Raw genomic sequence first — 20,063 nt, 5'->3', positions numbered from 1 at the left:
TGTCGCAAGCCGCCGCAATCCGTTGCCGGCAGCGTCCCGCCGTCCGGTCCGGACCACGTGGACCTCCCGGGGGGGACTGTCAGTGCGGACTGCTTCCATACAGCCATGACCACTGTGCACGAGATCGCCGCCCTCCTCCCCGAACCCGCCGAACTCCGCGCCCATCTGCGCGCGCTGGCCGTCCTGGAGGGCACGATCTGCGGCGATCCGCGCTCCGCCTCCTACACGTTCGACCCCGCCTGGGGTCCCGGCGTGGAGGCGGCCCTGATGGAGAACGGCTCGGGGGACGAGTTCTCGGTCCTCTTCTCCCCGGCCGGCGTGCTCATACGCGGTTTCGACCACGAGTCACGGATGAGCCCCTACGGTACGGACGACGGACAGACCTGGCCGGGCGTCGTCGACGAAGTGCCCGCCGTGCTGCGCCCGCTCCTGGAGCAGCCCGCCTTCCGTGACGAGGGCCTCGGCCTCACCCGCGTCACCGCGTGCCTGTGGCGGGAGACCGGCGACACCGCCTGGCGCACCGGCTCGGCCATCGACTTCCCCTCGGACAATGCGGACCCGGACGGCTCCGACTTCCTCTTCGGCCTCCTCACCGACCGTTCCGCGGAGGCGGTGCAGGACCACTTCGAGGAGGACTACGAGCGCCCGGTCCCCCTCGACGCCGTGCGTCACGTCCTGGCCGGGCACGCCCTCACCCCCGCGGTCGTCACGGCCCTCAACCCGAACATCCTCTCGGAGAGCGTCCTGCTCCACAGGATCGCCGCGCATCCCGAGGTCGCCGCCTACCTGGCCGGCGACGGTGAGTTCGACATCGCCCGCACCGACCCGATCGAGCCGATCGCCCTGCCCAACGGCCTTCCGGTGGAGCCGGTCGCCGGCTGCAACGCGGGCGGCACGCACTACCTCTGCGGTCCGGCCGTCCCCGGCGTCCCCCGCCCCGTCCTCTATACCGACTCCGAGGGCCGGGCCTCCCTGATCGCCGAGTCCCTCGCCGAAGCGCTGACCCTCGCGATCGTCCTTCCGTCCTGGCACGACGCCCTGGCCGGCTTCCGCCCGCCGGCCCTGAACTCCGACTACCTCCAGGACCACCCGGACCACCCCGCCGTCCGCGACCGCCTGCTCGCCGCCCTCCGCCTCCCCCCGGCCACCGACCAGGACGTCCTGACCCGCCTCCTCACCACCGCCCCGCGCACCACCCCCGACGGCTTCCTCCCGCACCTCGTCGACGAGGAGGACTCCGAATTCGACCCGATGTTCAGGCGGGTTGCGCCGTAGGGTCCCCGAGCGCGCCCTGGACGAGACACCCGGCTCATGGCACCCCGGCACGGACAGCCCGGCGGTCAGTAGCGATAGCGCGCCGCGAGGACGACGATCTCCTTGTCCATGACCAGGTAGACAAGGCGGTGCTCATCGTCGATCCGCCTCGACCACGCCCCGGGCAAGTGGTAATTGAGCGGTTCAGGCTTGCCGATCCCCGTGAAGGGGTCACGCTTGACGTCCTCGATGAGCCTGTTGATCCGAGCGAGCGTCTTACGGTCGTTCTTGAGCCAGGACGTGTAGTCCTCCCAGCCCTGACCCTCGAAGACAAGCCTCACTCGGCACCCGCACCAGCGTCCGCCGCATCCGGATCGATCAGCTCGCGCTCCGACACGTTGATGTTGCTGAGGGCGTTCTCGTACGCCTTGAGGAGTCGTCGTGCGTTCACGGGCGAGCGCAGCAGGTAGGAGCCCTCGCGCAGGGCCGCGTAGTCCTCGGCCGAGACGAGAACGGCGTTGCCGTGCTTGGAGACGATCTCGATGGCCTCGTGATCGTCGTTGACCTTCTTGATCAGCGGAAAGAGAGCCTTACGGGCTTACGGATCCTGACGAAACCAGAGCGTCGGCACTCGGTGGAGAAGGCCAGGGCCTCGCTGGGGCGCTGGCCGGTACCCGACTGAAGGTAGACCGCGAGCCGGTACTGCGGGGCGATGTGCTCCGCGATCAGATCGACCTCGCCCAGCGTGGGAATCTCGTCCTCGTCCACTACGCAGGGGTCCGCCCGGGATATCCGGACGCCGCGCGCGGGATTGTCCGGGATGCGTTTGTCAACGACGGCTGCCCCCAGCATGGCGGCCACCATCACCATCCGGTCATTGACTGTGGAGACCGCCAGCCCTGCACCAGAGGCGTGCACGTTCTTGGCGAACTCCTCGAAGTCGCGCCGCGCCAGCCCGGCCAGCATCTTCCGGCCCAGGCGCGGCACGAGATGGTTACGGATGAACCCTTCGTAGTTGCGGCGCGTCGACTCACCGATGACCCGTCGCTCCAGCCACTCCTGAGCCCAGGCCCGCAACGGCACAAGCCCTCGCGCAGGATCGAAGCGAATGCCGGCCTTCAGGTCGTTCTCGACCTTGTCGGCGAAAGCGTCCGCACCATCCGAGCCCACCCGACGAGGAAACGACCTCTCTCGCTGGCGCCCGCGCCTACCGCCCGGTTCCCGGTACCGGACCGTCCACCCATGCCGACACCGCGGACGATCACAGGGAAAGTTCCGGTCCCGGACATCCCTCTTGCACCTCTGAAAAACGCTCGCCACCCAAGCCCCGATCCTTCGCCTGGCCCGTGCTCGAAACCGTGCACCGCCGCCTCGCAGCCGAGCAAGACATTCATCACCAATCAACTCTTTCCGGCGAATGTGGTCCCAGCCTCCCCCGCAGCCCCGCGGCCTCGCGGTCTATCGAATCGGCGAGGCCCTCCTCGCTGGATGCACTCACGCCCTCCGCGCTCACCGCCACGCGATCCCTGCATCAACACCCGAAGGCCATACCACGCTATGGTTGATGTATGGCTACCAAGAAGGTGACTATCACTCTCGACGAATCCCTGGTCGAAGCCCTGGCCGGAGCCGCCGAAGAAGAAGGCATCCCACTCTCCCGCCTCGTCGCCGGAGCAGCCGAACGCGAGCTGCGCCTGCGTGCCGGCCGGGCCGTCATCCAGGAGTGGCAGGCAGAACACGGCGCCTTCACTCCCGAAGAGCTCGCCGCCGCCCGAGCGGACCTGGCCGCCGCCGACGCCGAGTACCTCAGCAGCTCGGGAGCCTCGGCCGCGTGAACATCCCCTATCTGTACGACGCCGGGGTACTCATCGCCATCAACAACGACGACCGACGCATGTGGGCCCGCCACAGCCTGGCCCTCGAAGACGGCCGGGACATCCACGTCCCATCCGTCGTCGTCAGCCAGGCATGGCGGGACTCCCGCCGCCAGGTCAGACTCGGCAAGTTCCTCGCCGGGTGCCACGTCGTACCCGTCGGCCTCGAAACCGCCAAAGCCGCAGGCATCCTCTGCGGCAAGGCCGGCACCTCCGACATCGTCGACGCCACCGTCGTGACCATCGCAGCCAGCCTCGGCGCCATCATCTGGACCTCGGACCCGAACGACATCCGCACCCTCATCGACGCCCAGGACATCAAACCCGCCCCTGTCATCCGCACCGTCTGACCATCGATGACCTCCAATGACGAGCCCCTGCGGTCCCAGCTGTCGCAGGTGTGGAGATAGGCACGGCCACCTGATCGCGTAAAGGTGGACAGGCAGCGTCAAGACCTCCCGGCAGCGGGCGCAGCCCACTGTGGCAACAGCCATAATTCCCGAGAATCTGTAAATGTCGATCGGGATCTTGACCGAGTGATGGCCGAGCCAGCGTGTGACCTCGTAAACGGAACGCCGTAGGCACTGACCTCGCTCAGGTAAAGGGGTGAACTAGCCCAGCGATTCCGTTCGGAGCCGACCGTCGTGGACGCGCGGTGACCGGTAGTCGTTCGGCGAACCTAGCCGGGTTCCAGTTCATCTTCGTCAGCAAGTTGGAGCAGCTCTGCACTGCCCCGAAGTCCCATACCCCAGAACGACATGACCGCGGCTCGCAATACAGCCCGAAAGTCAGCACGGTACGGAATCTCAGGGATGCCGACAGGTGCCCACAGATGGCCACGGTCACACCCTCAACTCAGCACTGGCGGCTCGAGCCCATCTCCAGTTAACCCAGACCATCAGAAAAGGGCCCACCCTAAAAGGTGGACCCCTTCTGACCTGCACTTTCCAAAAACCTCAGAAAGTGGTTTAGCTTTCAATTAAACGTTGAAGCGGAACTCCACCACGTCCCCGTCCTGCATCACATACTCCTTGCCCTCCATGCGCGCCTTGCCCTTGGCGCGGGCGTCGGCGACGGAGCCCGTCTCGACCAGGTCCTCGAAGGAGATGACCTCGGCCTTGATGAAGCCCTTCTGGAAGTCGGTGTGGATGACACCGGCGGCCTCGGGGGCGGTGGCGCCCTTCTTGATGGTCCAGGCGCGGGATTCCTTGGGGCCGGCCGTCAGGTAGGTCTGCAGGCCGAGGGTGTTGAAGCCGACGCGGGCGAGGGTGGCGAGGCCGGGCTCCTGGGCGCCGACGGACTCCAGCAGCTCCATGGCGTCCTCCTCGTCCAGCTCGGCGAGGTCCTGCTCCAGCTTGGCGTTGAGGAAGATCGCCTCGGCCGGGGCGACCAGGGCGCGCTGCTCGTTCTTGAAGCCCTCGTCCGTCAGCTCGTCCTCGTCGACGTTGAAGACGTAGAGGAACGGCTTGGTGGTGAGCAGGTGCAGGTCGTGCAGCAGCTCCGCGCGCTCGGTGCCCTGGAGGATGCCCTGGGAGAAGAGGGTGTCGCCCCGCTCCAGGATCTCCTTCGCCTCCTCGACGGCCTTCACCTTCGGCGCGACGTCCTTCTTGATCCGCGACTCCTTCTGGAGGCGGGGAAGGACCTTCTCGATGGTCTGGAGGTCCGCGAGGATCAGCTCGGTGTTGATCGTCTCGATGTCATCCTTCGGCGAGACCTTGCCGTCGACGTGAACGACGTTCTCGTCCTTGAAGGCGCGGATGACCTGGCAGATCGCGTCGGACTCGCGGATGTTCGCGAGGAACTTGTTGCCCAGGCCCTCGCCCTCCGAGGCGCCGCGCACGATGCCGGCGATGTCGACGAAGTCGACCGTGGCCGGAAGGATGCGCTCGGAGCTGAAGATCGAGGCCAGCTTGGCCAGGCGGCCGTCGGGAACACCGACGACGCCGACGTTCGGCTCGATCGTGGCGAACGGGTAGTTGGCCGCCAGCACGTCGTTCTTGGTCAGGGCGTTGAACAGGGTCGACTTGCCGACATTCGGCAGGCCGACGATTCCGATCGTGAGCGACACGTTGCGACTTCCCGTAGATGAGAGGGCCAGGGGCTCAGGGGCCAGGAGACACTGCAGACACTGGCCGATCCACCAGTCTACGGCGTCCGCGACGACGGGCTCGCGGGAGCGCCGAGCGCCCCCGCACGCCCGGCCAAGCTCTGCTCATCGGCGTGTCTGGTCGATGATTCGACACATAAACCGACCTAAGTTGGTCCAGTGGAGCAACCCAGGACGCGACCCCCGAACGACGGACCGCGACGCGGCGGGCCGCGGTCCGCGCACCTGCCGCCCCAGGCGCGGCGCGGCCCGGCCGACGTACACAGGCCCGTGCCGGAGGCGGAACAGGCCGCCCGGCGGGTCCGGGACGGCCGGCCGCCGGCACCGCCCGTGCCGCCCGGCCCCCGACTGCCGGGCCCCCGGCTCACCGGGCTCGGAGCGGGCCTGTTCTGCGCGGCGGCCATGGCCCTGTCCGGCTTCCTGGACGACCTGCTGTTCGGCGCGTCCCTGACCGTGTACGGCGTGCTGTTCCTGCCGGTCTGCGTACTGACCGCCCTGTGGGTGCGCGGCAACGACCTGCTGACCGCCCCCGTGTCCCTGCCCATCGCCTTCGCCGTGGGCCTCTTCCCGGTGGCCGACGGCCGAGCCGGGCTGCTCGGCCGGCTGATGGGCCTGGTCACCGGGCTCGCCACGCAGGCGGGCTGGCTGTACGGGGGGACCCTGATCGCCGCGGTGATCGTGCTCGTCCGCCGGGTGCGGTGGGTACGGAGCAGGCGGCGCCGGGACTGACCGGCGCACCGCCGGGCGGGCTGCTGGCTACGGCCCGGCTACCTACCGACCGCCGCGAGTCTCCCCGCCCGGTGCCGCGCGGTCGAGTCGCTACCCCTCCTGGGTCAGCCGCTCCCCCGGGGTGCCCTGCGCGGCCGTCTCCGTCTGGGCCGCGCGCATGGCCGCCCCCACGATCCCCGCGTTGTTCTGGAGCTGGGCCGGCACGATCTCGGCCTTGATGCCCTTGATGTGGGGCAGGAACTTGTCGGCCTTGCGGCTGACCCCGCCGCCGATGATGAACAGGTCGGGCGAGAAGAGCATCTCGACGTGGGCCAGGTACTTCTGCACCCGGCGCGCCCAGTGCTCCCAGCTGAGGTCCTCGTCCTCCTTGGCCTTGCTGGACGCGCGCTTCTCGGCCTCGTGGCCGTTCAGCTCCAGGTGGCCCAGCTCGGTGTTGGGGGCGAGGACGCCGTCGGTGAAGACGGCGCTGCCGATGCCGGTGCCGAAGGTGAGCAGGATGACCGTGCCCCCGTGGCCCCGGCCGGCGCCGAACTGCATCTCGGCGACGCCCGCCGCGTCCGCGTCGTTGACCACCGTCACCGGAAGGCCGCCCAGCCGCTCGCTGAACAGGGCGCGCGCGTCCATGTCGATCCAGCTGGGGTCGACGTTCGCCGCCGTACGCACGACGGCGCCGCCGGTGACCACTCCGGGGAAGGTCAGGCCCACGGGGCCGGTCCAGCCGAAGTGGTCGATCACCTGCTTCACACCGTCGGCCACCCCGTCGGGCGTCGCCGGGTGCGGGGTGAGCACCTTGCAGCGCTCCTGGGCCAGGTCGCCCTTGTCCAGGTCCACGGGAGCGCCCTTGATCCCGGATCCGCCGATGTCCACGCCGAAGATCTGCATGGCTCCACGTTACGACGGGCCACTGACGGTCACGCCACGGGGCGCAGGATCGGTCACGCGTCCGACGTACCGGACCCGCCGCGCTCGGCGACCAGGGCCGCCGCCTCGTCGCGCAGGTCGCGGCGGAGCTCCTTGGGCAGCGAGAAGGTGATGGACTCCTCGGCCGCCTTGACCAGTTCGACGTCGCCGTAGCCGCGCTCGGCGAGGAAGTCCAGGACCTGCTCGACCAGGACCTCCGGGACGGAGGCGCCGGAGGTGACGCCGACCGTGGTGACGCCCTCCAGCCAGGCCTCGTCGATCTCGGAGGCGAAGTCCACCAGGTAGGCCTCGCGGGAGCCGGCGAGCTTGGCGACCTCGACGAGCCGCACGGAGTTGGAGGAGTTGCGCGAGCCGACCACGATGACCAGCTCGGCCTCGGCGCCCATCTGCTTCACGGCGAGCTGGCGGTTCTGGGTGGCGTAGCAGATGTCGTCGCTGGGCGGGGAGACGAGTCCGGGGAACTTCGCCTTCAGGGCGTCGACGGTCTCCATGGTCTCGTCCACGGAGAGGGTGGTCTGGGACAGCCAGACGATCTTCGACGGGTCGCGGACCTCGACCTTGGCGACGTCCTCGGGGCCGTCGACGAGCTGGATGTGGTCGGGGGCCTCGCCGGAGGTGCCGATGACCTCCTCGTGGCCCTCGTGCCCGATCAGGAGGATGTCGTAGTCCTCGTCGGCGAAGCGGACGGCTTCCTTGTGGACCTTGGTCACCAGCGGGCAGGTCGCGTCGATGGTGGCCAGCTGTCCGCGCTTCGCCTCCTCGTGCACGGTCGGGGCGACGCCGTGGGCGGAGAACATCACGATGTTGCCCGGCGGCACCTCCTCCGTCTGCTCGACGAAGACTGCGCCCTTCTTCTCCAGGGTCTGGACGACGTACTTGTTGTGGACGATCTCGTGCCGGACGTAGATCGGGGCACCGTACTGTTCGAGGGCCTTCTCGACGGCGATCACGGCGCGGTCCACACCGGCGCAGTAGCCCCGGGGGGCGGCGAGCAGGACACGGCGGCCAGGCGAAGCGGTCATGGGACCCATCGTAAGGCCGGGTACGGCGGCCGGGAGATCCCCCTCAGGAGTGTCTGGGGACACCGCCTTTGTCGGTACCGGCCGTTACTCTCGCGGCATGGCTGTGAACACGTCTCCCGAAGCCCCGCTCCCGGTCGGTGAGGTCTCCCGGCTCATCGGGAGCTGGATCGACCGGCTCGGCGCGGTGTGGGTCGAGGGGCAGATCACGCAGCTGTCGCGGCGGCCGGGTGCCGGGGTCGTCTTCCTGACGCTGCGTGACCCGTCGCACGACATCTCGGTCGGCGTCACCTGCTACCGGCAGGTGTTCGACGCGGTGGCCGACGTGGTCGGCGAGGGCGCCCGGGTCGTGGTGCTCGCCAAGCCGGAGTGGTACGCCCCACGCGGACAGCTCTCGCTGCGGGCCGCGGAGATACGGCCCGTGGGCGTGGGCGAGCTGCTGGCCCGGCTGGAGCAGCTGAAGAAGACACTCGCGGCCGAGGGGCTGTTCGCGCCGGAGCGCAAGAAGCCGCTGCCGTTCCTGCCGCAGCTGATCGGGCTGGTCTGCGGCCGCGCCTCCGCGGCGGAGCGGGACGTCCTGGAGAACGCCCGGCACCGCTGGCCCGCCGTCCGCTTCGAGGTGCGCAACGTGCCCGTGCAGGGTGTCCACGCGGTGCCGCAGGTGGTGCAGGCCGTCAAGGAGCTGGACGCGATGGACGAGGTGGACGTCATCGTCGTGGCCCGGGGCGGCGGCAGCGTGGAGGACCTGCTGCCGTTCTCCGACGAGCAGCTGGTGCGGGCGGTGTCGCAGTGCCGTACGCCCGTCGTCTCGGCCATCGGGCACGAGCCGGACAACCCGCTGCTGGACCTCGTCGCCGACCTGCGCGCCTCCACTCCGACCGACGCGGCCAAGAAGGTCGTACCGGACGTGGGCGAGGAGGCCGAGCGGGTGCGGATGCTGCGGGACCGGGCCCGGCGGTGCGTGACCGCGCTCGTGGAGCGGGAGGGGCGGGGGCTGGCGCACGCTCTGGCGCGGCCGGCGATGGAGCGTCCGCACCGGATGGTCGACGAGCGCGCCGACCAGGTCGACGCCCTGCTGGGCCGTGGCCGGCGCACGCTCGGCCACCTCCTGGACCGCGCCGACTCGGAGCTGACGCACACGCACGCGCGCGTGGTCGCCCTCTCCCCCGCGGCCACGCTCAAGCGCGGGTACGCGGTGCTGCAGCGGGCGGACGGGCACGTGGTGCGCGATCCGGACGAGGTCGCCCCGGACGACGCGCTGCGGGCGCGGGTCGCCGAGGGCGAGTTCATGGTGCGGGTCGAGGTTGAGGTCGAGGGTCAGGAATAGGGCGATGCCGCCTCAAGCGGTGTCGGTACGGGCGGGGCCGGTTCGGGCGGTGTGGATTCGGCCGGTGTCGGTTCGGCCGGTGCCGGTTCGGCCGGTGCCGGTTCGGCCGGTACGGGTTCGAACGGTGTCGGCTCGGGCGACGCCGGTTCGTGCGATGCCAGTTCGGGCGATGTCAGTTCAAGCGATGTCAGTTCAAGCGATGTCTAGGGTGGATGAATGACCGGCAAGACGGATGAGGCGCTCTCGTACGAGCAGGCGCGGGACGAGTTGATCGAGGTCGTACGGCGCCTGGAGACGGGCGGTACGACGCTGGAGGAGTCCCTGGCGCTGTGGGAGCGCGGTGAGGAGCTGGCCAAGGTCTGCCGGCGCTGGCTGGAAGGCGCTCGGGCCCGGCTGGACGCGGCGCTGGCCGAGGAGGCCGCGGAGGAGGCCGGAGGGGCCGGGGCGGCGGGCGAGTAGCGCGTCCCGGAGTGGCGCTAGGGGTGTGAAACGGGTCACCGCACCCCGACTTTTGTTGAAAGTTGAACATACCGTGCGTAAGATCCTGCCCGTCAGCCGGTCCGGCAGCCCCGGGCCGGACGCGCACTCGAGGAAGTCACGGATGTCTCTCGTACTCGACCCCGCCGCCCAGGACCTGCTGTTCCGCGAGGCCCGCACCGCGAACACCTTCACCGACGAGCCGGTGACCGACGAGCAGGTCCAGGCGATCTACGACCTGGTCAAGTACGGCCCGACGGCCTTCAACCAGACCCCGCTGCGCATCACCCTGGTCCGCTCCGCCGAGGGCCGCGAGCGTCTGCTGAAGCACATGGCCGAGGGCAACCGGGCCAAGACGGCCGTCGCCCCGCTGGTCGCGATCCTCTCCGCGGACAACGAGTTCCACGAGGAGCTGCCGGCCCTGTTCCCGGCCTTCCCGCAGGCCAAGGACGTCTTCTTCGCCGAGCGCCCGGCCCGCGAGGGCTCCGCCGCGATGAACGCCGCCCTGCAGGCCGCCTACTTCATCATCGGCGTCCGCGCCGCCGGCCTGGCCGCCGGCCCGATGACCGGCGTCGACTTCGAGGGCCTGCGCAAGGAGTTCCTGGACGGCGACCACACCCCGCTGATGGTCGTCAACATCGGCAAGCCCGGCGCCGACGCCTGGTACCCGCGCTCGCCGCGCCTGGCCTACGACGACGTCGTCACGACCGTCTGAGCCGCTTCGCACACGTGAGACACGAGACAGGCCCCCGGTCGCGAACCGGGGGCCTGTCTCGTGCGCGCTTCACCTTCGGTGCGCCGCGCTCACTTCGACTTCAGCGCCGCGGCCACCGTCGTCAGCTGGTCGAAGGACGCGGTGCCGGCCACCACCGTGGTGGAGCCGGGGGTGTCCTCCAGGACGAGGGCGTCGTAGCGACCGCCGCTGTAGCGGGTCCAGGTGCGGCCGTCGATCTCCTGCGTCCGCTTGGTCGCCGAGGCACCCTGGCTGGCCTGGTCGATGACGTCGGAGCGCTTGCCGGCGGACTGCTCGACCTGCACGTACTGGCCGCCCGGCGCCTGGAAGCCGAGGTGCCAGCGGTCGGAGTTCTCGCCCTGGAAGCGCACGGAGGTCGCCTTCCAGGCATCCGGCAGTCCCGCGGGGGCCTCCACCGGATAGCTCGCCGCACGGCGTGCCGTGAGCAGCTCGACGCGGTAGTCGACCCGCTTGATGTCGGGAGCGTGGTCGTCGTGCGGGACGAAGAGGTAGACCACCGCCGCCGCGATACCGATCAGGGCCAGGGAGAGGATCATGTCCCGGGCCGTCTTCTGCTTACCGTTCGAACCTGCCACGCCCTCTATCGTCGCAGGTGTCCAGTGCGCTCATCCGTGGGGCCCCCTGCTCATTTTGTCAGCCTAACGATAGAGTCGGGGAACACCCTCATCCGGCCGTCGTCGTATCAGAAAGGTGCGCTCCGATGACCGAACATCATCACCTGCCGTCCGAACTCGATGTCCCCTCCGAGGCGCCAGACCGCAACCTCGCCCTGGAGCTCGTCCGGGTGACGGAGGCCGCCGCCATGGCCGCGGGCCGCTGGGTCGGCCGCGGTGACAAGAACGGCGCCGACGGCGCCGCCGTGCGCGCCATGCGAACCCTCGTCTCCACCGTGTCGATGAACGGCGTCGTCGTCATCGGCGAGGGCGAGAAGGACGAAGCCCCGATGCTGTTCAACGGGGAGCGCGTCGGCGACGGAACCGGCCCGGAGGTCGACATCGCCGTCGACCCCATCGACGGCACCACGCTGACGGCCAAGGGCATGCCGAACGCGATCGCCGTCCTGGCCGCCGCCGAACGCGGCGCCATGTTCGACCCCTCCGCCGTGTTCTACATGGACAAGCTGGTCACCGGCCCCGAAGCCGCGGACTTCGTCGACATCGACGCGCCCGTGGCCGTGAACATCCGGCGGATCGCCAAGGCCAAGCGGTCCGCGCCGGAGGACGTCACCGTCGTCATCCTGGACCGGCCCCGGCACGAAGGCATCATCAAGGAGGTCCGGGAGGCCGGCGCGCGCATCAAGCTGATCTCCGACGGCGACGTCGCCGGCTCGATCCTGGCGCTGCGCGAGGGCACCGGCATCGACCTGCTGCTCGGCATCGGCGGCACCCCCGAGGGCATCATCTCGGCCTGCGCCGTGAAGTGCCTGGGCGGCACCATCCAGGGCAAGCTGTGGCCGAAGGACGACGAGGAGCGGGCCCGGGCCATCGACGCCGGTCACGACCTCGACCGGGTGCTGACCACCGAGGACCTGGTGCGGGGCGAGAACGTGTTCTTCGTCGCCACCGGTATCACCGACGGCGAGCTGATGCGCGGCGTGCGGTACCGGTCGGAGACCGCGACCACCGACTCCATCGTGATGCGGTCGAAGTCCGGCACTGTGCGGCGGATCGACTCCGAGCACCGGCTGAGCAAGCTGCGGGCCTACAGCGCGATCGACTTCGACCGGGCGAAGTAGCACCTCCGCGGCGGCGAGTGCGGATCGCCGCCGCGTACGGGTCGCTCACGGCGCGTACGTCGTACTCGCGGCGCGCATGTCGTACTCACAGCGCGTACGTCGAGACGCTCGCGGCGCGTACGGGCCCTCGCGACCCGGCGCGCCCCACGCGAGCCAGGCGGCGCGCGGCGAACACGGCCTCGCGCCACGGCAGGCGGACGAATGGACGGGCGGCACCCCCTGTGCGGAGGGGGCGCCGCCCGTCCGTGCTCAGCCGGCTATGCGGTTCGCCGTCGCCCTCGTCGCCGTCTTCAGCTCCATCTCGCGCCTGCGGCGCCTCGCCAGGACCACACGGCGCTCCGCAGCGGTCAGGCCGCCCCAGACGCCGTAGGGCTCGGGCTGGAGGAGGGCGTGTTCGCGGCACTCGACCATGACCGGACAGCGGGCGCACACGCGCTTGGCCGCCTCCTCCCGGGACAGCCGGGCGGCGGTCGGCTCCTTCGACGGGGCGAAGAACAGGCCGGCCTCGTCGCGCCGGCACACCGCCTCGGTGTGCCAGGGCGCGTCCTGGTCCCTGTCCCTGCCCTTGTCCCTGTCTCGCGTCGGCACCCGCTGGGCCGGAACGGCAGCTACCTGTAGAGACGAATGCGGCGGTTGCGGCACGGTCTACTCCTGACGACGGCTTCGCGAGCGAGAGACGATGCAGCAGCCCTACCCGCTGTGCGCGCGCCTATGCACAGCGTTCCCGACCGCAGGCGCGCGACGGCTTGTTCACGCCCCTTCGAAGCCTTCCCCGGGGCGGACCGGATCGTTCCGCGGCCGTCACCGGATTCGCGACCGTCAACGGTCCAGGTGTTTGCGCAGCTTCCGGTCGAGCTTGGCCTGGACGCGTTCCTGGACGCGCTCGTGGACCCGTTCCAGGATGTCCGACACGAGTTTGCCGCGCTTGGGGCGGGCCTCGACGTTGCCGAGTACGGCCCACCCGTCGACGTAGACCACAGGCGCGCCGGTCTCGACCGAGTCCAGGGTGTCGACCTCGAAGTTGCCGAGGACACCACCGCCGGTGCCGCGCAGTGACACGTTCTCCGGGACGCGGATCTGGACGTCGCCGAAGACCGAGACCGCCTTGATCACGACCTGCTGGTACTCGAAGATCGCCTCGCTGAGGTCGATCTCGACGCTGCCGAAGACCGCGTACGCGTGCAGGCGGCGCCCGGCGCGCCAGCGGCCCCGGCGCATGGCGCTGCTGAAGACGGCCACCACGCTGGCGTCGGCCTCCGCCGGGACCGCTCCGGGCTCGGGGCGGGCGGGCGCGGCCCCGTAGGCCGGGGTGGTCCGCTGCTGGTGGGCGCCCGGCAGGTCGCGGATGTAGGTGTCCAGTTCGCCGACCGTCTTGGTGTGCAGCACCCCCTCCACGCGCTCGGCGTGCTCCTCGGCGGTCAGCCGGCCCTCGGCCAGGGCCTCGCGGAGGATGTCGGCGACGCGGTCACGGTCGGCGTCCGAGGCGCGCAGGTCGCGCAGGTCGGACACGCGCGGCGCGCTGTCCTCGGGCTGAGCGGGCTGAGCGTGCTTCTGAAGGTCCACGGCAGCAGCGTACCGAAACGCGATAGATCGCGACTAGGGGGCGACGGCGACCGCGTGTCGACTACTGAGCCTTACCTCACAGGATCCGTCCCGGTGGCAGGTTCTACGCTGGTGAGGCTCGCCAGCGTCGGCGGGCCGCCGTCCGTAGAGTGAGGAATGGGCTGAGATGCCTGAGTTCGCGTACACCGATCTGCTCCCCCAGGGCGAGGACACCACCCCGTACCGGCTGGTGACCTCGGAGGGTGTGTCCACCGTCGAGGGTCCGGACGGGCGCACGTTCCTCAAGGTGGAGCCGGAGGCGCTGCGCACACTGGCCGAGGAGGCCGTCCACGACATCCAGCACTACCTGCGCCCGGCCCACCTCGCCCAGCTGCGCCGCATCATCGACGACCCCGAGGCGTCGGCCAACGACAAGTTCGTCGCGCTGGACCTGCTGAAGAACGCGAACATCGCGGCGGCGGGCGTGCTGCCCATGTGCCAGGACACCGGCACGGCGATCGTCATGGGCAAGCGTGGCCAGAACGTGCTGACCGAGGGCACGGACGAGAAGCACCTCTCGCACGGCATCTACGACGCCTACACCAGGCTCAACCTGCGCTACTCGCAGATGGCTCCGCTCACCATGTGGGAGGAGAAGAACACCGGCTCCAACCTGCCGGCGCAGATCGAGCTGTACGCCACCGACGGCGGCGCCTACAAGTTCCTGTTCATGGCGAAGGGCGGCGGCTCCGCCAACAAGTCCTTCCTCTACCAGGAGACGAAGGCCGTCCTGAACGAGGCCTCCATGATGAAGTTCCTGGAGGAGAAGATCCGTTCGCTGGGCACGGCCGCCTGCCCGCCGTACCACCTGGCGATCGTCGTCGGCGGAACCAGCGCCGAGTTCGCGCTGAAGACCGCCAAGTACGCCTCCGCGCACTACCTGGACGAGCTGCCGGCCGAGGGCTCCGCGCTCGGTCACGGCTTCCGGGACAAGGAGCTGGAGGAGAAGGTCTTCGAGCTGACGCAGAAGATCGGCATCGGCGCGCAGTTCGGCGGCAAGTACTTCTGCCACGACGTGCGTGTGGTGCGGCTGCCCCGGCACGGGGCGTCCCTCCCGGTCGCCATCGCCGTGTCCTGCTCGGCCGACCGCCAGGCCGTCGCGAAGATCACCGCCGAGGGTGTCTTCCTGGAGCAGCTGGAGACGGACCCGGCGCGGTTCCTGCCGGAGACGACGGACGAGCACCTGGACTCCTCCGGCGGCGACGTCGTCGAGATCGACCTCAACCAGCCGATGGACACGATCCTCGCCGAGCTGACCAGGTACCCGGTGAAGACGCGGCTGTCGCTGACCGGTCCCCTGGTCGTGGCCCGCGACATCGCGCACGCCAAGATCAAGGAGCGGCTGGACGCGGGCGAGGAGATGCCGCAGTACCTGAAGGACCACCCGGTGTACTACGCCGGTCCGGCCAAGACCCCCGAGGGGTACGCCTCCGGTTCCTTCGGTCCGACGACGGCCGGCCGCATGGACTCCTACGTGGAGCAGTTCCAGGCGGCGGGCGGCTCCAAGGTGATGCTCGCCAAGGGCAACCGCAGCAAGCAGGTCACCGACGCGTGCGACGCGCACGGCGGCTTCTACCTCGGGTCCATCGGCGGGCCGGCCGCGCGGCTCGCGCAGGACTGCATCAAGAAGGTCGAGGTTCTCGAGTACGAGGAGCTGGGCATGGAGGCGGTCTGGAAGATCGAGGTCGAGGACTTCCCGGCGTTCATCGTCGTGGACGACAAGGGGAACGACTTCTTCCAGGATCCGGCGCCGGCGCCGACGTTCACGTCGATTCCGGTGCGGGGGCCTGGGCTCGCGTAGTGCCGTCGGGGCGGCGTGGGGTGCTCTCGCCCCCGCCGCCCCTGCCCGTCCCGCCCCCAGGGGCTCCGCCCCTTGACCCCCGTCGGCCCTGAACGGGCCTCGCCCTCAGACGCCGGACGGGCTGAACGGTGCCGTCGCGCGAACCGGTCGGGCGACGGACTCAGCCGTTGCGGTCGATGATCCCGGCCGCTTTCGCCACGATCCCGGCCAGGCGCGCGTTCGCCTTCTCCAGGGCCGGCCGGTGCTTCGCTATTTCCCTGTCCTGGATCTCGCTCTCGGCCTTCTGCCACGTGGAGACCAGCCCGGTGGATTCCTTGCAGGCGTAGTCGGCGGCCGCGGTGCGCAGTTCCGCGGCGCTCGGCTTCGGCGGCTTCAGGTCGGCCGCGGTGAGCGCCTGCAGGGGGCCGGCGAAGGAATAGCCCTTCTTGGCCATGCAGGCCGACCACTTCGCGACGACCGCCTTGACCCCGGAGTCCTTCATGGACTCCACGAAGCTCCGGCTGCTGATCTCCCGGGCGACCGGGGAGTCCAGCGCTTCTTTGCCCATGAGCTTGCGCTGGGCCGCCGCGAGGCATCCCGACGGTCCGCTCATGGCGGCTTGCTGCCGGTCCGAGATCCTCGGAGCCGCCGCACTCGCGCCGCCGCCGAACTCGGCGGGCGAGAGGTGATAGCCGTAGGTCGTCATGTCGGCCTTGACGATCGGCCCGTAGCGCCGCCCGACCTGATAGGGGTCGGGGTAGCCCTGCCGGTCCGTCCCGTCCGCGGGAACCGCGATGGCCGGGATGTTCCGCTGCCGCAGGCATTCGTCGACCAGGATGAAGGTCGCGGTCCTGACCCCCCGCGTCTTGTTCGGTGCGACGAGGTATTTCTGCACCGGCAGCGGGAGCGGATTGGCATCGCCCTCGACGGGCGGCCGCGCGTGCCCGTCGGATGACGGCCGCTGCGCCTGCCCCGCGGACGGCGCTCCCCCGGAGGAACGGCCGGTACGGTCCGCGGAGCCGGCGCAGGCGGAGAGAGCCAGCAGAGCGCCTGCGGCGCATATCGCGGTGAGGGTGTTCCTGACGTGTCGCATGCTCCATCGATTCTTCGGTCGCCCGACGGTTTATGGCGATCCGTGGGCTGCACACAAAGCGCGTAAAGCCTTGCGGCCCCGACCGCGGAAATCGGTCGGGGCCGGGGCGTGAATTACGGGCAGCCCGCCTTCAGCGAGGCGTTCTCGTTGTACGTGTACCAGAGCTGGCCATAACCGCCGCCCAGGTAGTCGACGTTGCCGCCGTAGTTGCTGTTGTAGTAGATCCACATGGAGCAGATGTCGGGGACCTCGGCCGAGGCGGCGTTGTTCTTCACCGACTGTCCCGAACCGCTGCCGGAGGAGTCGAAGTGGTAACCGGCGAGGTCCGGTATGGCCGCCGTCACGTTGACGTTGTTGTTGTCGTAGTAGACGCTGAACTTGGCGCCGCTCTCACCCGAGTTGTAGTACAGGCACACGTGGCTGGAGGCGCACCGGCCGGTGCTCCCCGTGTGGTCCGTGATGTTGCGGGTGTCGGCGGACGCAGTCCCCTGCGCCATTCCCATGAGAGTCGCCAGAATTGCGGCACCGGCGACAACAAACCGCTTTGACTTCACGAATATCTCCGTTGTCTGCGCATATTCTCCGCTTGCGAAAGCGCACACTACCGGCCACCCTGATCAAGGTCAACGGTGATAATTGTGCCCACTCGCCCCACCTGAGTGGCGGTATTGGAATTCTCCTCAAAAGAGGCGATTGGCGCCCGTTCCTTTCGCGGAACCACTTCCACCGCTCAGCCCGGGACGGCAGCGAAACGGGCCTCGGCCGGCCGGTGCCGGTCCGGTACGGGCCGGTGTGAGCGGAGGCCGGGCGTTCACTCGTCCAGAAGGAGTGCGGCCAGTTCCCTTCTGTTGGTGATGCCGAGTTTGCCGCCTATGCGGTAGAGGTGGCCCTCCACCGTGCGTACGGAGACGGTCAGCCGGTCGGCGATCTGCTGGTTGGTCAGCCCGCGGGCCGCGAGGACCGCTATCTCGCGTTCCCGCCTCGTCAGCGGCACGGGACGGGCCGCCTCCAGCAGTGCGGGGGTGCGAGCCCCCTGGCAGGCCTGGGCGAGCCGGTGGGCGCGGGCGGCCGCGGCATGGGCCAGGGCCCGCTCCCCGTGGCGCAGACAGGCGCTCGCGCACTGGGCGGCGGCGTCCGCGGCCGCCAACAGGTCACCCGTCGCCTCCCATTGGGCCGAGGCGGCGCGCAGCCCCTCGCCGTCCCGGGCACTCGGCGCGGCGGCGTGGGCGGCGGGCGCGCAGGGTGCTGAGGGCCGCGCGGCGCGCCTCGCCGTACAGGGGGTGGGCGAGCGCGGCCCACAGGGTGTCGCCCGCCTGTTCCACCGTCACCAGCCCGCGCGCCTCGGCCTCCTCGATCGCGGCCGGGTCCGCGAGCCGGGCGAGGAACGCCACGTCGAACGGCTCGCCGAGCGCGAGCAGATCCACCACGTCCCGTACGGGGCCGGAGAGTTCGCCCATGCGCGCCGCGACGAGGTCCGCGAGCACCGGCGAGACGGCCGGCGGCCCGGACCCCCGCCAGATCCCGCGCACGCGGCGCAGGTGGCGCACTCCCAGCTCGGTCTCGACCACGTGCCGCAGGATCAGGGCGTTGCCGCGGGTCAGTCTCCACAGCCGGGCGACGGCGGTGCGGTCCACGGGGCCGCCAAGGACCGCTTCGAGTACGGCGGCGGTCTGGGGTGGGGACAGCGGCCGTACCTCCACCCGGTCCAGGTGTCCGTCCTTCCACAGCGCCGGCCTGGAAGTCCTTCACACCCAGCGGTACGTGTGGACGGCCAAGGGCACCTTCGACCCCGGCTGGTACGACGACATCGCGCGCATGTCCCTCGTCAGCAGCTGCTGAGCGGGGCCCGCCGGGAACCGGGGCCGGGTCGCCGCGACAGCGGCGGCCGCGCGTCCGATCCTGGAACGGGAGCACGGGAATAGTGCCCGTTTCCCCCGTGCTCCCGTTCCAGGAGGTACGACGACGATGACGACGACGGGTGCAGCGGACGGCGGACAGGACTACCGCACCGAGCACGACTCCATGGGCGAGGTCCGGGTGCCCGCCCACGCCAAGTGGCGGGCGCAGACGCAGCGTGCCGTCGAGAACTTCCCCGTGTCCGGGCAGCGGCTGGAGCGCGCGCACATCGAGGCGCTGGCCCGGATCAAGGGGGCCGCGGCGAAGGTGAACGCCCGTCTGGGGGTCCTGGACGAGGACGTCGCGGCGGCGATCGAGGAGGCGGCCGGGGAGGTCGCCGAGGGGAAGTGGGACGAGCACTTCCCGGTGGACGTGTTCCAGACCGGGTCCGGGACGTCGTCCAACATGAACGCCAACGAGGTCGTCGCCACGCTGGCGAGCGAGCGGCTCGGCCGCCAGGTGCACCCCAACGACCACGTCAACGCCTCGCAGTCGTCCAACGACGTGTTCCCCTCGTCGGTCCACATCGCCGCCACCGCCGCGGTCACCCGGGACCTGATCCCGGCGCTGGAGCACCTCGCCGCCGCGCTCACCCGCAAGTCCGTGGAGTTCGCGGACGTGGTGAAGTCGGGGCGCACGCACCTGATGGACGCGACGCCGGTGACGCTGGGGCAGGAGTTCGGCGGCTATGCCGCCCAGGTGCGCTACGGCGTCGAGCGGCTGCGCTCCTCGCTGCCGAGGCTGGCCGAGCTGCCGCTGGGCGGGACCGCGGTGGGGACCGGGATCAACACACCGCCGGGGTTCTCCGCGGCGGTGATCGAGGAGGTCGCGCGGGCCACCGGGCTGCCGCTGACCGAGGCCCGCGACCACTTCGAGGCGCAGGGCGCCCGGGACGGGATCGTGGAGACCAGTGGGCAGCTGCGGACGATCGCGGTCGGGCTGACGAAGATCGCCAACGATCTGCGCTGGATGGCGTCGGGGCCGCGCACCGGACTCGCCGAGATCCGGCTGCCCGACCTCCAGCCCGGCTCCTCGATCATGCCGGGCAAGGTCAACCCGGTCGTCCCGGAGGCCGTGCTGATGGTCGCGGCCCAGGTGATCGGCAACGACGCGACGATCGCCACCGCCGGCGCCTCGGGGAACTTCGAGCTGAACGTGATGCTGCCCGTCATCGCCAGGAACGTGCTGGAGTCGGTCCGGCTGCTGGCCAACGTCTCCCGGCTGCTGGCCGACCGGACGGTCGACGGCATCACCGCCGACCGCGAACGGGCCCGCGAGTACGCCGAGTCCTCGCCCTCCGTGGTGACCCCGCTGAACAAGTACATCGGGTACGAGGAGGCCGCGAAGGTCGTCAAGAAGTCCCTCGCGGAACGCAGGACCATCCGGGAGGTCGTCCTGGAGAGCGGCTACGTGGAGCGTGGTGACCTCACCCTGGAGCAGCTCGACGAGGCGCTGGATGTCCTGCGGATGACGCGCCCGTGACACCGGGCGAACC

23 protein-coding genes are annotated in these 20,063 nt (G+C 70.1%); 10 read left to right on the top strand and 13 right to left on the bottom strand.

Features of this window, described 5'->3' with window-relative positions:
- Positions 1-105 precede the first annotated feature (105 nt).
- The gene (locus OIB37_RS23605; RefSeq protein ID WP_330459592.1) at positions 106-1,275 is read left to right on the top strand and encodes a hypothetical protein; all 1,170 of its coding nucleotides are present in this window, start codon (positions 106-108) and stop codon (positions 1,273-1,275) included.
- A gap of 65 nt (positions 1,276-1,340) precedes the next feature.
- On the opposite strand, the gene OIB37_RS23600 is transcribed toward OIB37_RS23605, so the two are convergent.
- Genes OIB37_RS23600 through OIB37_RS23590 form a run of 3 tightly spaced genes read right to left on the bottom strand, consistent with a single transcriptional unit; the run spans position 1,341 to position 2,424 of the window.
- Positions 1,341-1,595, bottom strand: coding sequence for a Txe/YoeB family addiction module toxin (locus tag OIB37_RS23600; protein WP_330459591.1), 255 nt, complete (start codon positions 1,593-1,595; stop codon positions 1,341-1,343).
- On the bottom strand, positions 1,592-1,831 hold the full coding sequence (locus tag OIB37_RS23595) for a type II toxin-antitoxin system Phd/YefM family antitoxin (protein WP_330461949.1): 240 nt from the start codon (positions 1,829-1,831) through the stop codon (positions 1,592-1,594). Before OIB37_RS23595 ends, OIB37_RS23600 begins: the two co-directional genes overlap by 4 nt.
- The gene (locus tag OIB37_RS23590; RefSeq protein ID WP_330459590.1) at positions 1,828-2,424 is read right to left on the bottom strand and encodes a hypothetical protein; all 597 of its coding nucleotides are present in this window, start codon (positions 2,422-2,424) and stop codon (positions 1,828-1,830) included. Before OIB37_RS23590 ends, OIB37_RS23595 begins: the two co-directional genes overlap by 4 nt.
- 398 nt (positions 2,425-2,822) lie before the next feature.
- On the opposite strand from OIB37_RS23590, the gene OIB37_RS23585 reads away from it, so the two are divergent.
- Complete coding sequence (locus tag OIB37_RS23585) at positions 2,823-3,089, top strand: hypothetical protein (protein ID WP_093779986.1); 267 nt, start codon at positions 2,823-2,825, stop codon at positions 3,087-3,089.
- The gene (locus tag OIB37_RS23580) at positions 3,086-3,478 is read left to right on the top strand and encodes a PIN domain-containing protein (RefSeq protein WP_330459589.1); all 393 of its coding nucleotides are present in this window, start codon (positions 3,086-3,088) and stop codon (positions 3,476-3,478) included. Before OIB37_RS23585 ends, OIB37_RS23580 begins: the two co-directional genes overlap by 4 nt.
- 629 nt (positions 3,479-4,107) lie before the next feature.
- Here the strand turns inward: OIB37_RS23580 and ychF are convergent.
- Positions 4,108-5,196 (bottom strand): redox-regulated ATPase YchF, encoded by a 1,089-nt coding sequence (ychF, locus tag OIB37_RS23575; protein ID WP_330459588.1) that lies wholly within the window; start codon positions 5,194-5,196, stop codon positions 4,108-4,110.
- A 198-nt stretch (positions 5,197-5,394) separates the two neighbouring features.
- On the opposite strand from ychF, the gene OIB37_RS23570 reads away from it, so the two are divergent.
- On the top strand, positions 5,395-5,964 hold the full coding sequence (locus OIB37_RS23570) for a DUF6542 domain-containing protein (RefSeq protein ID WP_330459587.1): 570 nt from the start codon (positions 5,395-5,397) through the stop codon (positions 5,962-5,964).
- A 90-nt stretch (positions 5,965-6,054) separates the two neighbouring features.
- On the opposite strand, the gene ppgK is transcribed toward OIB37_RS23570, so the two are convergent.
- Together ppgK and OIB37_RS23560 are read right to left on the bottom strand one after the other, a co-directional pair.
- On the bottom strand, positions 6,055-6,846 hold the full coding sequence (gene ppgK / locus OIB37_RS23565) for a polyphosphate--glucose phosphotransferase (RefSeq protein ID WP_330459586.1): 792 nt from the start codon (positions 6,844-6,846) through the stop codon (positions 6,055-6,057).
- Positions 6,847-6,899: 53 nt separating this feature from the next.
- The gene (locus OIB37_RS23560; protein WP_330459585.1) at positions 6,900-7,916 is read right to left on the bottom strand and encodes a 4-hydroxy-3-methylbut-2-enyl diphosphate reductase; all 1,017 of its coding nucleotides are present in this window, start codon (positions 7,914-7,916) and stop codon (positions 6,900-6,902) included.
- An 88-nt stretch (positions 7,917-8,004) separates the two neighbouring features.
- Between OIB37_RS23560 and xseA the strand changes: the two genes are divergently transcribed.
- The 3 genes from xseA (at position 8,005) to OIB37_RS23545 (ending at position 10,423) form a co-directional block, all read left to right on the top strand.
- Positions 8,005-9,231, top strand: a complete 1,227-nt coding sequence (gene xseA / locus OIB37_RS23555) for an exodeoxyribonuclease VII large subunit (RefSeq protein ID WP_330459584.1) — start codon at positions 8,005-8,007, stop codon at positions 9,229-9,231.
- Positions 9,232-9,447: 216 nt separating this feature from the next.
- Entirely contained in the window at positions 9,448-9,690 is a 243-nt protein-coding gene (locus OIB37_RS23550) for an exodeoxyribonuclease VII small subunit (RefSeq protein ID WP_330459583.1), read from the top strand.
- Between the two features lie 142 nt (positions 9,691-9,832).
- Positions 9,833-10,423 (top strand): malonic semialdehyde reductase, encoded by a 591-nt coding sequence (locus tag OIB37_RS23545; RefSeq protein WP_330459582.1) that lies wholly within the window; start codon positions 9,833-9,835, stop codon positions 10,421-10,423.
- An 89-nt stretch (positions 10,424-10,512) separates the two neighbouring features.
- On the opposite strand, the gene OIB37_RS23540 is transcribed toward OIB37_RS23545, so the two are convergent.
- Positions 10,513-11,037 (bottom strand): DUF4245 domain-containing protein, encoded by a 525-nt coding sequence (locus tag OIB37_RS23540; protein WP_330459581.1) that lies wholly within the window; start codon positions 11,035-11,037, stop codon positions 10,513-10,515.
- Between the two features lie 125 nt (positions 11,038-11,162).
- Here OIB37_RS23540 and glpX point away from each other — a divergent pair, with 125 nt between their 5' ends.
- Entirely contained in the window at positions 11,163-12,197 is a 1,035-nt protein-coding gene (gene glpX / locus OIB37_RS23535; protein WP_330459580.1) for a class II fructose-bisphosphatase, read from the top strand.
- A 249-nt stretch (positions 12,198-12,446) separates the two neighbouring features.
- Here glpX and OIB37_RS23530 read toward each other — a convergent pair whose 3' ends face one another.
- Together OIB37_RS23530 and OIB37_RS23525 are read right to left on the bottom strand one after the other, a co-directional pair.
- Positions 12,447-12,839, bottom strand: a complete 393-nt coding sequence (locus tag OIB37_RS23530) for a WhiB family transcriptional regulator (RefSeq protein WP_330459579.1) — start codon at positions 12,837-12,839, stop codon at positions 12,447-12,449.
- A gap of 177 nt (positions 12,840-13,016) precedes the next feature.
- Positions 13,017-13,760, bottom strand: coding sequence for a DUF1707 SHOCT-like domain-containing protein (locus OIB37_RS23525; protein ID WP_443058193.1), 744 nt, complete (start codon positions 13,758-13,760; stop codon positions 13,017-13,019).
- 166 nt (positions 13,761-13,926) lie between these two features.
- Here OIB37_RS23525 and OIB37_RS23520 point away from each other — a divergent pair, with 166 nt between their 5' ends.
- Positions 13,927-15,600, top strand: coding sequence for a fumarate hydratase (locus tag OIB37_RS23520; protein WP_330459578.1), 1,674 nt, complete (start codon positions 13,927-13,929; stop codon positions 15,598-15,600).
- A gap of 160 nt (positions 15,601-15,760) precedes the next feature.
- On the opposite strand, the gene OIB37_RS23515 is transcribed toward OIB37_RS23520, so the two are convergent.
- From OIB37_RS23515 to OIB37_RS23500, 4 genes are all read right to left on the bottom strand, one after another.
- Positions 15,761-16,672: a hypothetical protein gene (locus OIB37_RS23515; RefSeq protein WP_330459577.1), complete on the bottom strand. Its 912-nt coding sequence runs from the start codon at positions 16,670-16,672 to the stop codon at positions 15,761-15,763.
- A gap of 113 nt (positions 16,673-16,785) precedes the next feature.
- The gene (locus OIB37_RS23510) at positions 16,786-17,169 is read right to left on the bottom strand and encodes a peptidase inhibitor family I36 protein (RefSeq protein WP_330459576.1); all 384 of its coding nucleotides are present in this window, start codon (positions 17,167-17,169) and stop codon (positions 16,786-16,788) included.
- A 314-nt stretch (positions 17,170-17,483) separates the two neighbouring features.
- Positions 17,484-17,819, bottom strand: a complete 336-nt coding sequence (locus OIB37_RS23505) for a helix-turn-helix domain-containing protein (RefSeq protein ID WP_330459575.1) — start codon at positions 17,817-17,819, stop codon at positions 17,484-17,486.
- A 4-nt stretch (positions 17,820-17,823) separates the two neighbouring features.
- Complete coding sequence (locus OIB37_RS23500; protein ID WP_330459574.1) at positions 17,824-18,372, bottom strand: hypothetical protein; 549 nt, start codon at positions 18,370-18,372, stop codon at positions 17,824-17,826.
- Positions 18,373-18,637: 265 nt separating this feature from the next.
- Between OIB37_RS23500 and OIB37_RS23495 the strand changes: the two genes are divergently transcribed.
- Positions 18,638-20,050: a class II fumarate hydratase gene (locus OIB37_RS23495; RefSeq protein WP_330459573.1), complete on the top strand. Its 1,413-nt coding sequence runs from the start codon at positions 18,638-18,640 to the stop codon at positions 20,048-20,050.
- Positions 20,051-20,063 lie beyond the last annotated feature (13 nt).

Source organism: Streptomyces sp. NBC_00820, from assembly GCF_036347055.1.
Taxonomy (GTDB): Bacteria; Actinomycetota; Actinomycetes; order Streptomycetales; family Streptomycetaceae; genus Streptomyces.
This window is presented reverse-complemented; position numbering and strand designations above follow the sequence as displayed.

What these genes read in the sequence shown, in the direction of transcription:
- ppgK (WP_330459586.1), bottom strand. Translation starts at nt 6,846, where the DNA reads ATGCAGATCTTCGGCGTGGACATCGGCGGATCCGGGATCAAGGGCGCT.
- OIB37_RS23585 (WP_093779986.1), top strand. Translation starts at nt 2,823, where the DNA reads ATGGCTACCAAGAAGGTGACTATCACTCTCGACGAATCCCTGGTCGAA.
- OIB37_RS23560 (WP_330459585.1), bottom strand. Translation starts at nt 7,916, where the DNA reads ATGGGTCCCATGACCGCTTCGCCTGGCCGCCGTGTCCTGCTCGCCGCC.
- OIB37_RS23545 (WP_330459582.1), top strand. Translation starts at nt 9,833, where the DNA reads ATGTCTCTCGTACTCGACCCCGCCGCCCAGGACCTGCTGTTCCGCGAG.
- OIB37_RS23605 (WP_330459592.1), top strand. Translation starts at nt 106, where the DNA reads ATGACCACTGTGCACGAGATCGCCGCCCTCCTCCCCGAACCCGCCGAA.
- OIB37_RS23495 (WP_330459573.1), top strand. Translation starts at nt 18,638, where the DNA reads ATGACGACGACGGGTGCAGCGGACGGCGGACAGGACTACCGCACCGAG.
- glpX (WP_330459580.1), top strand. Translation starts at nt 11,163, where the DNA reads ATGACCGAACATCATCACCTGCCGTCCGAACTCGATGTCCCCTCCGAG.
- OIB37_RS23515 (WP_330459577.1), bottom strand. Translation starts at nt 16,672, where the DNA reads ATGCGACACGTCAGGAACACCCTCACCGCGATATGCGCCGCAGGCGCT.
- OIB37_RS23520 (WP_330459578.1), top strand. Translation starts at nt 13,927, where the DNA reads ATGCCTGAGTTCGCGTACACCGATCTGCTCCCCCAGGGCGAGGACACC.
- OIB37_RS23510 (WP_330459576.1), bottom strand. Translation starts at nt 17,169, where the DNA reads ATGGCGCAGGGGACTGCGTCCGCCGACACCCGCAACATCACGGACCAC.
- OIB37_RS23550 (WP_330459583.1), top strand. Translation starts at nt 9,448, where the DNA reads ATGACCGGCAAGACGGATGAGGCGCTCTCGTACGAGCAGGCGCGGGAC.
- xseA (WP_330459584.1), top strand. Translation starts at nt 8,005, where the DNA reads ATGGCTGTGAACACGTCTCCCGAAGCCCCGCTCCCGGTCGGTGAGGTC.